The sequence below is a fragment of the Endozoicomonas sp. SESOKO2 genome (assembly GCF_024606245.1).
Lineage (GTDB): Bacteria > Pseudomonadota > Gammaproteobacteria > Pseudomonadales > Endozoicomonadaceae > Endozoicomonas_A.
On the sequence record NZ_JAHHPQ010000508.1, the window covers coordinates 24,822 to 39,598 of the forward strand.

At 48.3% G+C, this 14,777-nt stretch carries 13 protein-coding genes; 7 read left to right on the forward strand and 6 right to left on the reverse strand.

Translation table 11 applies throughout. The annotated features are described in order from the left end of the window. Positions 1 to 125 precede the first annotated feature (125 nt). The 6 genes from prmA to ppa form a co-directional block, all read right to left on the reverse strand. The gene (prmA, locus tag KDK17_RS11710) at positions 126 to 1,010 is read right to left on the reverse strand and encodes a 50S ribosomal protein L11 methyltransferase (protein WP_257275729.1); all 885 of its coding nucleotides are present in this window, start codon (positions 1,008 to 1,010) and stop codon (positions 126 to 128) included. A 154-nt stretch (positions 1,011 to 1,164) separates the two neighbouring features. Further along, the gene (accC, locus tag KDK17_RS11715) at positions 1,165 to 2,508 is read right to left on the reverse strand and encodes an acetyl-CoA carboxylase biotin carboxylase subunit (protein WP_257275730.1); all 1,344 of its coding nucleotides are present in this window, start codon (positions 2,506 to 2,508) and stop codon (positions 1,165 to 1,167) included. A 10-nt stretch (positions 2,509 to 2,518) separates the two neighbouring features. Continuing rightward, a complete protein-coding gene (gene accB, locus KDK17_RS11720) occupies positions 2,519 to 2,986 on the reverse strand; it encodes an acetyl-CoA carboxylase biotin carboxyl carrier protein (protein WP_257275731.1) in 468 nt (155 codons plus the stop codon). Positions 2,987 to 3,204: 218 nt separating this feature from the next. Continuing rightward, a complete protein-coding gene (aroQ, locus tag KDK17_RS11725; RefSeq protein ID WP_257279849.1) occupies positions 3,205 to 3,651 on the reverse strand; it encodes a type II 3-dehydroquinate dehydratase in 447 nt (148 codons plus the stop codon). Positions 3,652 to 3,771: 120 nt separating this feature from the next. After that, positions 3,772 to 5,595 carry a protein-disulfide reductase DsbD gene (dsbD, locus tag KDK17_RS11730; RefSeq protein ID WP_257288149.1) on the reverse strand — a complete coding sequence of 608 codons (1,824 nt, stop codon included), beginning with the start codon at positions 5,593 to 5,595 and terminating at the stop codon, positions 3,772 to 3,774. 158 nt (positions 5,596 to 5,753) lie between these two features. Continuing rightward, positions 5,754 to 6,281, reverse strand: coding sequence for an inorganic diphosphatase (ppa, locus tag KDK17_RS11735; RefSeq protein ID WP_257279847.1), 528 nt, complete (start codon positions 6,279 to 6,281; stop codon positions 5,754 to 5,756). A gap of 204 nt (positions 6,282 to 6,485) precedes the next feature. Here ppa and KDK17_RS11740 point away from each other — a divergent pair, with 204 nt between their 5' ends. The 7 genes from KDK17_RS11740 to KDK17_RS11770 all read left to right on the forward strand — a co-directional run bounded on the left by KDK17_RS11740 (position 6,486) and on the right by KDK17_RS11770 (position 14,728). Continuing rightward, positions 6,486 to 6,905, forward strand: a complete 420-nt coding sequence (locus tag KDK17_RS11740; protein ID WP_257279846.1) for a CBS domain-containing protein — start codon at positions 6,486 to 6,488, stop codon at positions 6,903 to 6,905. Between the two features lie 197 nt (positions 6,906 to 7,102). Then, on the forward strand, positions 7,103 to 8,884 hold the full coding sequence (locus KDK17_RS11745; RefSeq protein ID WP_257276062.1) for a hypothetical protein: 1,782 nt from the start codon (positions 7,103 to 7,105) through the stop codon (positions 8,882 to 8,884). A 94-nt stretch (positions 8,885 to 8,978) separates the two neighbouring features. After that, complete coding sequence (locus tag KDK17_RS11750) at positions 8,979 to 9,815, forward strand: hypothetical protein (RefSeq protein ID WP_257276063.1); 837 nt, start codon at positions 8,979 to 8,981, stop codon at positions 9,813 to 9,815. 18 nt (positions 9,816 to 9,833) lie between these two features. After that, the gene (locus tag KDK17_RS11755; RefSeq protein ID WP_257288150.1) at positions 9,834 to 10,310 is read left to right on the forward strand and encodes a SycD/LcrH family type III secretion system chaperone; all 477 of its coding nucleotides are present in this window, start codon (positions 9,834 to 9,836) and stop codon (positions 10,308 to 10,310) included. 16 nt (positions 10,311 to 10,326) lie between these two features. Beyond that, positions 10,327 to 11,880 carry a type III secretion system translocon subunit SctE gene (gene sctE / locus KDK17_RS11760; protein WP_257279844.1) on the forward strand — a complete coding sequence of 518 codons (1,554 nt, stop codon included), beginning with the start codon at positions 10,327 to 10,329 and terminating at the stop codon, positions 11,878 to 11,880. A gap of 18 nt (positions 11,881 to 11,898) precedes the next feature. After that, positions 11,899 to 13,392 (forward strand): hypothetical protein, encoded by a 1,494-nt coding sequence (locus KDK17_RS11765; protein WP_257276065.1) that lies wholly within the window; start codon positions 11,899 to 11,901, stop codon positions 13,390 to 13,392. 61 nt (positions 13,393 to 13,453) lie between these two features. Next, positions 13,454 to 14,728, forward strand: coding sequence for a TyeA family type III secretion system gatekeeper subunit (locus tag KDK17_RS11770; protein WP_257276066.1), 1,275 nt, complete (start codon positions 13,454 to 13,456; stop codon positions 14,726 to 14,728). Positions 14,729 to 14,777: the final 49 nt, after the last annotated feature.

A 14,777-nucleotide genomic window follows, 5' to 3' on the forward strand; every position in this document is an offset into this window, starting at 1 on the left:
TGATTGAGTGTGGATTATTAGATCAAAGAGCTACAAAGGATGTCCACAGCCCGAAAGATAAAATCTTCCGGGATCTTGTCTGAAATCAGTCTGATATCAAAAAATATTGCATCTTTTTATGGTTATTACTTCCGGGTTCCGGTCACCAGGATCCAGTCTTCGTTCTGTACAACTGGTCCCAGGTCAAACCATTCAGAGTAGGTGCTGACGATACTGCTTTTCTGTTCTGAGAGAATGCCGGATAAAGTGATTTTTCCGCCACCTTTGAGATAGCTCGCCAATGTGGGGGCGAGTTCTACCAGTGGGCCTGCGAGTATGTTGGCTATGACGACGTCTGCTTTATTTTTCGGGACTTGTTCGGGCAGATATACTTTCAGTTTTTCCGGGGCGATCCCGTTCCTCTCAGCATTATCGATAGTAGCTTCCAGTGCCTGAGGATCAAGATCCACACCTGTGACTGTTTTGGCACCCAGCAATAGTGCTGCAATCGCCAGAATGCCGGACCCACATCCGTAGTCGATAACCGATTGGTTTTCGAAATTTTCCTGCTTTTCCAGCCATTCAAGGCACAGGGCTGTGGTTGGGTGAGTGCCTGTTCCAAAAGCCAGACCGGGGTCGAGCATCAGGTTTATAGCATCAGGTTCTGGAATCTCTTTCCAACTGGGGCAAACCCAGAGTTTTGTGCCAAATCGCATGGGCACAAAATGGGTCATCCACTCTCTTTCCCAATCCTTGTCTTCCACAATTTCAATCTTGTGGCCCGGAAATGGGTTTTGTTGGTATTGAGACTGTAAGTGCTCTACTACAGCGTCCATATCTGTATGGGCATCGAAGAGGCCAATGACAAGGGTGTGTTGCCACAGCGGTGTGCTGCCTGGCTCAGGTTCGAACAATGGCTGATCTTTACCATCCTGAAGGGTTACAGCACTGGCTCCAGCTTCCAAAAGCAGGTCTTCCAGTTCTTCAGCATGGTCGGAAGAGGTGTCTAGTTTGATTTGTATCCAGGGCATGGGTATGGACTTACTGATTAGGGGAGGGAGGCAGGATAAGTATCCGCCGGATCGGACACATTCTAGCTGATTGAAGGACTGGGACAAGAGGTATTATGAAAGAAGAGGGGGTAAGCTCTCCGAAAGCAGCTTTCAGAGAGCTTTGGAAGCAGAATCAGTCCTCTTCAAGCTTCTTTTCCAGATAATGGATGCTGACGCCTCCTTTCTGGAAGTTTTTGTCCTTCACCAGATCCTGATGCAGTGGAATATTCGTACGAATACCATCCACAACGGCTTCATCCAATGCGTTTCTCATTCTAAAAAGAGCGGTTTCACGATCTGGGCCATAGGTGATTATCTTGGCTATCAGAGAGTCATAGTAAGGTGGAATGCTGTAGCCACTGTAGAGATGCGAATCTACCCGAACACCATTACCACCGGGTGAATGGAACTGGTTGACCAAACCCGGGGAAGGCATAAAGGTTTTGGGGTCTTCTGCATTGATACGGCATTCAAAAGCATGTCCCTGAAGTTCAACTTCTTCCTGAGTAATGCTCAAAGGCAGGCCACTGGCGATGCGAATCTGCTCTCTGACGATATCTATGCCAGAAATCATTTCTGTTACAGGGTGTTCAACCTGCACACGGGTGTTCATCTCGATGAAGTAGAACCGGCCATCTTCATACAGGAATTCGAAGGTACCTGCCCCGGTATAGCCAATTTCAATACAGGCCTTGGTACAGGCCGCTGCTACGGTAGCTCTGGCATCTTCATCAATGCCGGGTGCAGGCGCTTCTTCAATGACTTTCTGGTGACGGCGCTGCAAAGAACAGTCACGATCCCCCAGATGTATAGCATTGCCGTGGCTGTCCGATAGTACCTGGAATTCAACATGACGAGGATTTTCAAGGAATTTCTCCAGGTAGACTACGTCATTGTTGAAGGCTGCCTTAGCTTCAGACTGGGTCAAGTTGATGGCATCCAGAAGATCAGACTCGCTGTGAACGACTCGCATACCGCGACCACCGCCACCACCTGATGCTTTGATAATCACCGGGTAACCAATGCAGCGAGCAATGTTTAGTGTGCGTTCGTCATCGTCTGTGATGGGACCATCAGAGCCAGGAACGGTTGGCACACCGGCTTCTTTCATGGCGGCAATTGCGGATACTTTGTCACCCATCAGGCGAATAACGTCAGGCGCAGGGCCTATAAAGGTGAATCCGCTGCGTTCTACCTGCTCGGCAAAATCGGCATTTTCTGATAGAAAGCCGTAGCCAGGGTGAATACCGTTAGCGTCAGTCACTTCCGCAGCACTGATAATAGCAGGGATATTCAGGTAGCTTTCAGTAGGGCTGTTGGGACCAATGCAGACTGACTCGTCAGCCAGACGCACGTGCATCAGGCTTGCATCAGCCTTGGAGTGCACAGCTACGGTTTTAATGCCGAGTTCTTTACAGGCCCGCAACACCCTCAGAGCTATTTCGCCCCGGTTGGCGATTACGATTTTATCCAGCATGACATCTGTCTCAGGCAATGGTAAACAGGGGCTGGTCGTATTCAACGGGCTGCCCGTTTTCAACCAGAATAGCTTCGATGGTACCTGATTTGTCGGCCTTGATCTGGTTCATCATCTTCATGGCTTCGACAATGCAGAGAACATCACCTTCCTTAACCTGTTGTCCCAGTTCAACAAAAACCGGTGAGCTGGGTGAGGATGCTGTGTAGAAAGTACCGACCATTGGAGATTTTACATAGTGACCGGACAGTTGGGGCTTGGTTTCTGACGTCGGGGCTGTTGCCGGGGTTTCAGAGGCCGCTGCCACAGGCACTGGAGTCGTTGCAGGAATAAACTGTGGAGCAGCGACTGAGGCTACTGGAGCATTCTGGGAATAACGGCTGATGCGAACAGATTCTTCACCTTCGTGAATTTCCAGCTCATCAATTCCAGACTCTTCCAGAAGCTCAATGAGCTTTTTTACTTTTCGGATGTCCATCGTCACTCTCAAATGCTGTTGGACAGGGAGAAACTGTCCCGTGGTTAATTGGATGTATTCATTGGCGCACTCAATCATGCAGCCTTGATTGTTTTTACTGTGAAAATCATTTTATTCCCTAAACAGAAGAAGTGATTTTCTGTAGTCGGCCTTAAAGCTTTCAGTCATGTTGGCTTTTCAGAAGAGCGCCCTGCTGATGGAGCCTGTCAAGATCAGCCTCAAGACTTCTGACTGAGCAGGTCAATAGCATAGGCCAGACCAAACTCATAGCCCTTTGGTCCGACTCCAGCGATCACGCCTTCCGCCACATCACTGAAATAGGAGTGATGCCGGAAAGCTTCCCGTCGATGGATATTGGACAAGTGGACTTCAATAAAGGGAATGGCAACACCCAGCAGGGCATCTCTGATAGCAACGCTGGTATGAGTGTAAGCAGCAGGGTTGATAATGATGAAATCAACCTCTTCTTCAGAGGCTTTATGAATCCGTTCTATGAGTTCATGTTCAGCGTTGCTTTGGGAGCAGCTGAGCTGGTGACCAGCCATTTGAGCCTGTTGGATCAGAATCTGGTCGATTTGTTTCAGTGTCGTGGCACCATATACGCTGGGCTCTCTGGTTCCCAGCAGGTTTAGATTGGGGCCATTAAGAACAAGTATTTTTGCCATTAGTATCCTCTCATATTGGCGTTCATTGTGCCGCAACGAAATGAATGGGTCTAGTTCGTGCGTGTTACTGAACGTTAAGGCCAGTTACGAAGCATTTCAACGCCATGTTTAAGGAATGTCTTATGGATAAAACGTCTGGTTCAGCTTTTTCCGGAGTTGTGAGGAGGCTACCTCTCCCTGAGAGCGCATTTCACTTCGCTCCTGACCATTGGGATCGAAAAACAGCAGGGAAGGAGGGCCAAACAATTGATAATTGTCTAGCCAGTTCAGTTGTTCGGAGGTATTCGCGGTTATATCAAACTTGATGAAATGCCAATTGCCTGTGTCAATTTTGGCAAAAGCTTCAGGAAAAACGTCTCTTTCCATAGCCCTGCAGGAAACACACCAGTCCGCATAAACATCAATCATGGCTGCTCTGCCAAGCTTTTTAGCCGTTTCCAGCTGAGCTGAGAGTGCTTCAACTGTTGTAACTGTGCGGAAAGAGTCCCTTGTTGAAAGGTTTTCACCGGGCTGGCTGATTCTGCCAAGAGGCTGCAGTGGGTGGTTGTGACCTTGAGCTGCTCCGATGATCAGAAGAGCACCATAGATCAGGAAAACGAGGCCAACTGCCTGAAAAAATAGAGCGGATCCAACTTTCTTGCTGAAGTCCAGAGCGCCAAGACAAACAGCAGCACCAATGGCCAGGGTGCCCCAGAGAAAGAGTGTGAGTGGTGCGGGTATAACACGCTCCAGCATCCAGACGGCAACGCCAAGCAGAAGGAAACCAAAGAAGTGTTTGACATTCTCCATCCAGCCGCCAGCTCCAGGCAGCAGGCTCTTGCCACCCAGGCCGATCAATAGGAGTGGCAGTCCCATTCCCAGGCCCAGAGCCAGCAACGAGAGTCCACCAATGAGTGCGTCACCTGTTGAACTGATGTAAATCAATGCGCCTGCCAGAGGTGCTGAGACGCATGGCGATACTACCAGAGCCGATAAAATCCCCATAATGGCTGCAGCAGAATGACTTCCTGATTTCTGAGGCTGTCTGTTGAGACGGTCTCTGAGTTTTTCCGGGAGCTGAAGCTCATAAAGACCAAACATGCTCAAAGCAAGAATGACGAAGAGAGCAGCAAAAGGGATCAGTAGCCAGGGCGATTGCAGTTTTGCCTGCAAGTTCAGGCTCGCCCCGAAAAGCCCCGTCAAGGTGCCAGCCAGAGCGAAGGTGATCGACATGCTGAGTACATAAATGATGGAAAGAGAGAGCGTTCTTTTTCGACTGGCTCCCTTTGATGCAGCGCCTACCAGCAGACTGGAGAGAATGGGAATCATCGGAAGTACACAGGGGGTGAAAGACAGCCCCAGACCTGCCAGTAAAAATAGTAAAAGAGTCACAAGGAGGTCTCTGTCTCCAAAGGATTCTGAGAAACTCAGAGCCTTGCCGTCTTCCGATGTTGTTTCAGAAGACTCAATCAGGCCAGCACTGGTGACATTGGGGTTCCGGGCAGAAATATTTAGTGTCTGTGGCGGATAGCAAAGACCTGCATCAGCACAGCCCTGAAACCTTATCTGGAATTGAGGCTCGGACTCAGTACTCTTGACAGGAATTCTGACAGTGACATTTTCTGGAAAGACCTCCATGTTCTGTTCAAAGTTAATGTCGTACTTTTGCTTGCCTTTTGGGAATAAAGGCTCTCCAAGCAGTGTAGAGCTTTCATGATTGGAAAAGCTGAATCGATCTTTGTAGAGATAATGCCCTGGCGTTACGAGAAAGTGCAGCAGCAGTGTGTTGTTTACAATCTCTGCTTCCAGCTGAAAGGCTTCTTCGACAGGCAAAAATTGTTGGGTGTCAGATCCCAATAGTGCATTCACATTAGCAGAAGAAACACCGGCAAGAGCCCAGGTAAAGAGAGTAAGGAAAAACGTTGTGAGGTAAGATTTTTGATTGCTTCGAAATAGCTGAACCATGTAAAACCAACTGTTCTTGTTTATGGTCCTTTAATTGTGAAGTGAATCCGCCGGGATGCAAGCTCCAGAGTTGGCAAATGGTGCGGGAGAGAATATCTCCAACACCATTAAGGGATTAATAATCCATTTACAAAAAATGGTTTATTGCGTTAATCCCTTCAGCCTTTGTAGTTGGCAGCAGACTTTTTGATGACTTCAAAGGCCGCTTCTTTTCCTTCCCAGCCTTCGATCTTGACCCACTTGCCCGGTTCCAGATCCTTATAGTTCTCGAAGAAGTGTTCGATTTGCTTCAGCAGCAGTTCTGGCAGATCAGAGTACTCCTGTACATTGTTGTACAGTGCAGACAGCTTCTCATGGGGAACTGCAATCAGTTTCTCGTCCTGACCACTCTCGTCGGACATGTTCAGCATACCGACCGCACGGCAGCGAATGACGGAACCCGGGACAACAGGGTAAGGCGTCACTACCAGAACGTCCAGAGGGTCACCATCGTCTGCCAGAGTCTGAGGAATGTAACCATAGTTGGCAGGGTAGAACATGGGGGTAGCCATGAAACGGTCTACCATCAGAGCATCAATATCCTTGTCGATTTCGTACTTGATAGGTGACGCATTGGCCGGAATTTCGATGGCAACATAGATATCTTCAGGCAAACTTTTACCTGCCGGGATATTCGCATAGCTCATGTGTATACCTTTGCCTTATTTCGATTACAGAGGTAAATGGATGGGAAGGTAGCCATTATAGAGTCCCCGAAGAGACTTGTCTTCGTTCTCTACAAGACTTTATGAACTAAGTTTCTCCCTGCAATTGGACATTGTTCGGAAAAGAGTAGAATACTTTAAGGTGTCAGTATTGCTTCTGATGCTCTGAACAACCGGAGAGGTTTTATGAGATCAATCAAAGTTAAAGACTGCATGACTCCTCAAGTGATCACCATTCCACCAACTATGGAAGTGGTTGAGGCTATACGAATACTGCTCCATAACGACATCACAGCTGTTCCGGTAGTCGATGAGAATGAGGGATTGGTAGGTCTCCTTTCAGAAACCGACTGTCTTCAGGGAACGTTGATGGGTGGGTATTTTTCTCAGGAAGGCAGCCTTGTGGGTGAAAGTATGACCCGGGAAGTCCTTTGCGTATCGCCCTATGACGATATCATCACTGCTTATGAACACTTCATGAAAGCCCATGCTTTCAGAGTGCCCGTAGTCGATGATGGTGCACTGGTGGGGGTGCTAAGCCCTAAAGATGTCATGTCTGCGGTGTTGGAGTTTTATGAAACACCTACTACACAAAAAGCGGTGTAAGGGGCGTTGAAACAAGCCTGAGGCTCTTACAGACGAGTTCAGGTGAATATATTGAGTGACTGTCGGATAGAAATGCCAATAAATTGGCTAGATAATAAAGTTTCACTTATTCTCTTTGAGTATTAAATCTACCTGCCGAAGCGATACTTCATCTAAGCTTTACTGAAGAACATGCTGCATTTTTCGGAAGAAGGTTTATGCCAGGGAGAACGTCGGGCGTTGATGCTCAAACTACACCACCCGTTGATTCAGTGCATCCAAAGCACGAGGTCAATAAATCGGGTCGGTTGGGTGCCAGAAATGTCACCGGAACACAGGGGCAGAGTCTGGTTGGCAGACGTGACAGTGAGGGCTCGGGCCCTGCACCCGAGAGTATTCACTCACGTTCTGCTTCTGTAACCTATTATGATCAGGAAGATTTGCCAGAACCTAAAGAAGAAGAGCTGGAATATTCACTGAGCAGCGGTGAAGCGTCTGAAATGCTCCGTTCGCTGGAAGCTTCGAGAAAGTCTCCCACAACCAGTCCTTCAGAATCTTATGGGCTTCACGGGGCACATTCAACACTTGATCCGGACGAAGACGAAGGTGCTCCGCTCCAGTCAGAACCTCGGCAACCATCTCCGGGTGAGGAAGTTGACGTTCATGCTCCGGGGACGGAAGATGGGCTAAATACATCAACAGCTTCTTCTCACTCTTCAAAAGCAAGGGTATCTGTCAGCTCATCCGCTGATCCTGATGCGCAAAGCAGAAAAGAAGCGTTCAAAAATGAGCTTCAGCCCAAGCTTGGCTTTCTCGATAAGCACAAAAAAGAGGCAACGGTCACCACAGTTGGAGGTATTCTGGTAGGTGTGGGCGCGGTTGCAACTATTGCTTTCCCCCCGTTAGGGATTTGTTTGTACGCTTGCGGAATAATGATGTTAAGTATGGGTCTCACAGAGATAATGGCCCCCTCAGGTGATGTCCAGCAGAACCTGCCTCAACCAAAACCCGATAAGCCTGAGCCCAAACCCGATGAGTCTAAATCCAAATCGGATGAAAGCAATGTGGATGATGGCAAGTTCATGGCTGTTCGCAAACCTGTACTGGAAGCTCTCACCCAGGGAGATGGCGTGATTTCTGTCCGGGAAGAGAGTTCTCTGGATGAAGACGAAGCCAAAGAAAGGCTTAAGAGGTTCGCACAAGAGGACAAGCTTATTGCAGGCCCCGAAGCGCTTTTGGAGCAAATGTCTAGTGGAATACAAACAGGCATGCCTCTCTCAGAGGTGGTTTCAGAGGCTATTGCCGGTGTCCTGAGTAGAGATAAGAGTTTTGACCCCCATGATGCTGAATTCAAAGCGGTCACAAACGCTATTTTGAGTGCGGCAGAAGCCATGATGAATGCCACATCGGCCAGTGAGAGAGAACAAGCTCTGGCTGCATTTCTAACGAAACTGAAAGAGATGCTGCCGAGAATGAGCGATGCATCCCTGGATCAGCTGATTGCTATGACCAGAGGAGCCATGGCCAGTCCTGGTACAGAAGAGGCAAGGGAAATATTGAGTAGTGTGTTGAAGTTGCTCGAAGCAGAAAAAGCAGAGCGATTGTTAAAGCACCAGTACCCAGTCGCATTTGGGGATTCTGCTGAGGTCTCTGACTTAGTGCCTGGACCACCAGTAGCCCTAAAATCTGGAAAATCACCGAGAACACCTCCACAGTCCTCTACTAGTGAAACAGGTGTTTCAGAGGCGGTTGATCCATCTATTTCAAAAAATCTGGTTCACTTCCGAGTGCTTTCTTTTGAGCTGAGCACTTTAGACAAGGCTGATCGTCTTGATGGCAGCGACAAGAATGACTTTCTGAAGGCCGCCAAGGAAGTGCTCGAAAGGCCCAGAGGGAAAAAGATCACGGGGGCACAGTTTTTAGACGAGCTTGAAAGGTATACACGCGATAAGTTCGCTAATGTGATTGAGAAGATGAGAAAGAAGGATTATTTCAAATAGCGCATAATTTACGTTTTTAATGAAATTTTCGCATGAAAACCATGTACTAAATTAATTCTAATGTGGTTTGCTCAGAGCGGCAGGGAGCCAATTTATGACTGATTCCACACCATCGGTGGATAACAAGGGAGGAGTAACACTCTCTGGCACGCGAGGGTCAGTTCATCTTACTGACGCTAAAAGGGACTCACTCAGGGCGGCGGGTTTCAGTGATGCTCAGATAGATGCTTTGCTCTCACTGGCCGACCCTGATGATCAGGGAAATTCCCTGACACCTACTCATTTTTATACTGTTGATAAGTCGACACTCAATTCTCTTCAATACGCTGGCAAGCTCACGGATGCGGCAAAACAGCTGGTTTATGTCCAGACGCCGGTCTCACTGATGAATCAGGTCAGTGATCCGAGCAACTGGCAGGGAGACAATTACATTGGCCCGGGGGCCGCCTCTGTGAATGCCTATTTGAATGGAGAGCCTGTCGATTTTTCCAAACCCAGTCTGGATGCCCTGGTGATGTCAGTTCTTACGGCCAGGGCGGAAATCATAGAGGTTCAACTCAGAGAGCAGATTGAATCGATTCAGGACAAGAATGCCCAGTTGGAAGTGGCAAACGACTGGTTAGCTAAAGCTAAAGCTAAAAAAGCAGACGCCGGTACATCGGGCACAACAACCTTTAGTCCGGAGTTCAAGGAGTTTTGGGACAGTCTCGGTGCCAAGTACCAGGGTGGTACTGATCACAATTCAGCAGACTGGGAGGTCAATATCGAAGGTTTAAAGACCAAAATTGAGGCATTGACCAGTCAATCCCAGCTGGAAACAACTAAACTACAGCAGACTATAAATAAATATAATCAAAGCTTTGAAATGCTTTCTAACTTTGTCAACAAATACTATCAGTCACTGAGTACAATTATTCAGAACCTACGGTGAATCATGGAGGATCACGCTGTGAATGAAGAAGCCAGAATGAACGAAACTGAAGAACTCGATGATATGCTTCTTGAGTTCTTTGGTAAGGGGGGAACCTTCAAAGATCTGAAGAATATGAGCGATGATGCCATGGAAGCTATATATAGCGTCGCTTATAACCTTTATCAGGGGGGGAAGTACGAAGAGGCACAAAAGGTCTTTCAGTTCCTCTGCTTCTATGATCACTTCAATCGAAAATACTTCATGGGTCTCGGCGCCTGTCAGCAAATGATGAAGCAGTATGAAAATGCTATTGAGATCTTCACTTTTGCCACGGTACTGGATGCCGACGATCCCAGACCCATGATCTACATCGCTGACTGTCATCTGGCGATGGGTGACAACGAAAAAGCAAAAATGTCTTACGAGACGGCCATTGAATGGGCTGGAAATACGGCTGCTTACGAGGAAGAGAAACAGAGAGCCGAAAGCATGCTGGATAACCTGAGCAGTTAAGGGAAGAGGTGAAAGGATGTCTTCAATCAGTCAGGGACCTGTTACCACAGAGCAAACCGGAAACATTCATCAGGCTTCTTTTGATGCCGTTGATAGTGAAGAAAATCCGGTTCAACGAGGCTTTAGTCACCAGAACAGTTACTCCAGAACGGAAGGTGGTGAAGCCCCAAAAGCTCATATCAATGCGCCGGTTCTGGATGCTCCATCGGCTGATGCTGAGTCTGACAAGGCTACCGCAGAAGTATTGAAGCATCAGGAAGGGCAGGCCATGGAAAAGTCGGCAAACCGACCCAAGACGCCCGGTGAGGTGGTTCAGGAACAGAAAAATCTCCCCATCAGAAAGCAGACAAACCAGCTTCAGGCTAAGCGTACTGAGCTTGAAAGTATGGGCTTTAGTAAATCCCAAATTGACGGGATGCTGGCCGTGGCTGATCCCAATGATCCCAAAAACGCTCTTGCTCCGATGCACTCTTCTTCTGCCAGATTCAAAGATATGGAAGCCCGGGGTGGCGATCCCAAACTGAATACATTGTTCAATACTTTCGAAGATGTCATGGTCCGTTTCTCTGCCATCAGAGAAATTCCGGATGATCTGAAAGCTGAGCTGACTAAAGATCTCAATGCGTTTACCAAAGCGGCTTTCAACGCTGAAAAGCCTCTGGATATTGATAGCGCTACCACGATGCTGGTTCAGATTCAGTCAAAGTTACAGAACGAGCGACTCCGGTTTGATCAGGAGAGTATCAAGATAGGTCAGGTTGCTGCTGAGCAACGCAGTAGCAATATCATATCTAAAATCCGCGAATCCATTGCAAAAGTCGAAGAATCGAAAAAATCTCAAATGGTAGGGAAGATTTTCAGTTATATCGCGCTGGTATTCTTGGCGATTGCAACCGTCGCTGTGGCTGCTGCGGGAGTTCTTACCGGTGGTGCTTTAAGTATTGTTGCCGCAAGTCTGATGGTTGCAGCGACGGGTCTTATGATCACTATGACGGTTTCATCAGAAACCAGTAACTTTATGATGAAAATTTTTGACGGTCTTGCCAGTGACGAAGACGGTGAGAGAGATGCCAAAATTGGTGCCACGGTCTTTTGGGCCGTCATTATGATCGCACTTTCTGCGGGTGCAGCTTTCGCAGGCGGAGCTGCCGGTGCTGGTGGCGCCGCTGCCAGTACAGCCTCGGGAACAGCAACAGGGTCTTCAACCGCTGCATCGGTGACGGCGACAGGCGCCAACACGGCTGCAACCACATCAGCTGCTGTTGCAAAAAATGTTGCGATCCTGTCCAGGATAGGACAGACAGCCCAGTGGATAGGGGGGGCTGGTCAGATGGCTTCGGGTGGTGCTGATATCGGAACCTCTGTTTACAAATACGAAGCAGACATATTCAGGGCGGAAGCGCTTGAAGAAAAAGCCGAAATGGTCAGGATCCAGAAGGCCATCGATGATGCTATGGAAGGTTTGGAAAAGGCTATCCAAGAACTCCAGAATGGCTACTCCACAGCTGCCAGCATCATTAAAGCGAATCACGAAACCAAGACTACACTTGCGCGCAACCTGCGTGCCTGAGTCTCAAGGAGGTAGATTATGTCACAGGTAGGACAGACAGGCGCGTCACAGAATACGCCGGTGGACTATGGTTCTCAGGCATCAGGGCTAGGTGGCGCAGCCCCCTTGGATGAAGTCGGTCGTGGAGATCTCGATGGTGAAAACCTTCGATATTCCCGTGAAGCCAAAAATACCGAGGTATTGAAAGGTCAGCAGAAGAGGGCGCCAGAGCTTGATAAACCCGGTGATGTCAAGCCCACCCATCTTGAAACAGCCAATTCTGACGTCAACGATATCAGTAAGCTGACTCAGTCATCTCTTGAAAAGACTCAGAAGCTGGCGGAAAGTTTACGCAGTGGCAACCTCAATCCGCAACAGCAACAGCAGCTGCAAAGAAACGCCGATCTTTTGAAAGGGAGTGCCGGTCTTTTAAGCAGTCTTCATGGTCACAATCTCGGAAGTGCAGAGGGTAAGAGAAGTGTTCTTGCCGGAATGGGCTTCAGTCAGAGCCAGCTCGATGCCCTGATGTCACTGGCTGATCCCGATGATGCGGGTAACTCTCTGGCGTCGATGCACGGAGGTCAGTCAGCCTTACAGGGTAAAAAAGACGCTCTGAAATCCATGGGTTTCAGTGAAAGTCAGGTGGATGCTTTGCTATCACTGGCTGATCCGGATGATGAAGGTAATTCACTGACGTCTACTCACCAGAGCGGGTCCGGGAAAAATAAATTGGCTCTTGCCTCTCAGGGTTTCAGCAATGCTCAGGCAGAACGTTTGACGGCAATGTTGAATGGCCAAACATTTGGCACTGAACAACAGAAAGATCTACTGAAACAAATGGGTTTCAGTGATCCAGAAGCCGATGTGCTACTGGCAACGGCCGATCCGCAATCTTTGAAAACTCTAGATAAGCTGGCTCGATCAACGGATGCTAATCAGCTGGCTCATCTGCAAGAGATGGCAAAGGCCGCCAACGTACTATCAACAGGCAGCCCGATCGGGGACAGGGTTCTGCAACAGCTGGTGGACATTTTTACTGTGTTTGAACTCCTTCATGAGATGAGTGTTCAGGGTCGAAGAACCGCCAGGGAAACCAGAGCCATTGAGTATGATGCGGCCAAGCAGGAAGTTCTGCACCAGGCCGGAGAAATGAGAAAAGCCGCCATCTTTTCTCTGGCAGCCGGAATGGCCAGTGGTGTCATGAAAATAGGGGCTGGTGCGGTGGCCATTCGCGGGGCATCGGGTGGTGGTTCCGCTGCTGATAGGAATATCAAGATGCAGCTGGCTACCCAGAAGGCTCAAATGGTAACGGGGGTGGGTGACATTATTTCTGCGGGTTTCAACTATCAGTCGTCTGAACACCAGGCACGACAGAAAGAGCATGAAGCCTTCCAGAAAACCCACGAAAACGCCGCCCAGAGTTCATCTGAATGGATGCAAATGCACCAGGACATGGTTAAGACGGTTCAAAGTAAAATGGACGAAATTATACGAACCTGGTTCGAAACACTGAAAACTACCACTAGAGGCTAGACAGAGACGCTCAGATTCGCGGATTTAGGAATTCCCGTCTACGACATGCAGGAGGCATGACATGACTATTCCACTCGACAGGGCCGGTGGTGCATCAACACCATCGTTTCTGGAGAGTAACCAGAACGTTGCAGGCAACCAGGGAGCCAAAGGCAAGGTTGCCGGACAGACGGTTCAGGTTCGGTCTGATGCTACTTCTGCACTGCTTGACAGTGCAGAAGAGCTTTCCATGGTCGCCGATCGCTTCAAGCAAACCAAACTCAAAGACAGAAAACTCTCTTCCGGTTCAGAACTCTCTGACAAGCTTCTTGAGCGCATCAAGAAAATACAGGCGATTCAGGAAACCCAGGCGTTTAAGGATCTCGCTAACCATTTCAGTAATCAAACCAATCTCAATCCCAATCAGGTTCTCAAGCAGGCTCAGGAATTTTCGGATGATGTGCTCGAGCAATTCGCGGCACTGGATTTTGCCGCAGACTATTTCGAAGAGCTAGGAGATCAAGAGAAAGCCAGTCAAATTCGAAAGGCTCAACAAAGCATCAGGGAAAAGAATCCGACACTGATCCAGGCTGGCCTCAATATCTCTGAGTCAGCAGCCCAGATGATCGAAGAAATGGGCTTTGATGTTGATGTTCGCACGGTCCGTGAAAGCTATGCTGATCTTATTGATTCAGCGAAGATGGATCACGTTCGAGATGATGGTTCACTCAAGAAAACTTACCGCTATCTAGTAGAAACTTATGGAGCAGAAAATCTTGAAGGGGCTATTCAGGGACAACTTGATCTCCTTGCGACGGACCTGAACTGTACGACTCATTCTACTTCACCGGTCAGATTGAAAGTCATTATTGATGATATGAAAGGCTTGAAGATTCAGTCAGGTGTTCATGATGCTTGCTGTGAAGCGGAAGAGAGGCTGGAAAGAACATTCCCTGAAGAAAACGTCGTTCGTCTTGTGCTGATGGGAGAGATGCTGGACCTCGTCGATAAACAGTGGGTCACAGAGTCTGACTTTGAAAAGTTACCGTTAAAAATGAATCTGGAAAAACTGGAAGCTCATATTTTTGCTCTGACTTCCATCGTGGATATTGTGAGGTCCATTCCTGAAGAAGTGTTTACCAATGATGAGACCAAGCTGAATATGTTGTCTGCGGCAACGGACAGTCTGGATAACAAAATTGAAGAGGAAGAGTCAGAGGCCATTGAAGAGGCTGTGCTGGATACCGAGCTGGATGACAGTTTCCTGGGTGAACTAACCGCTTCTTTGGATTTACCATCGAGTAAGAAAGTTGAAACACCTTTTTTTGCTGCTGAGAAGGAACAAAAATCTGAGTAGCCACCATGGAATAAGGCTCTGTGGGTGATAACAGGCAGGGGTAGCTGTG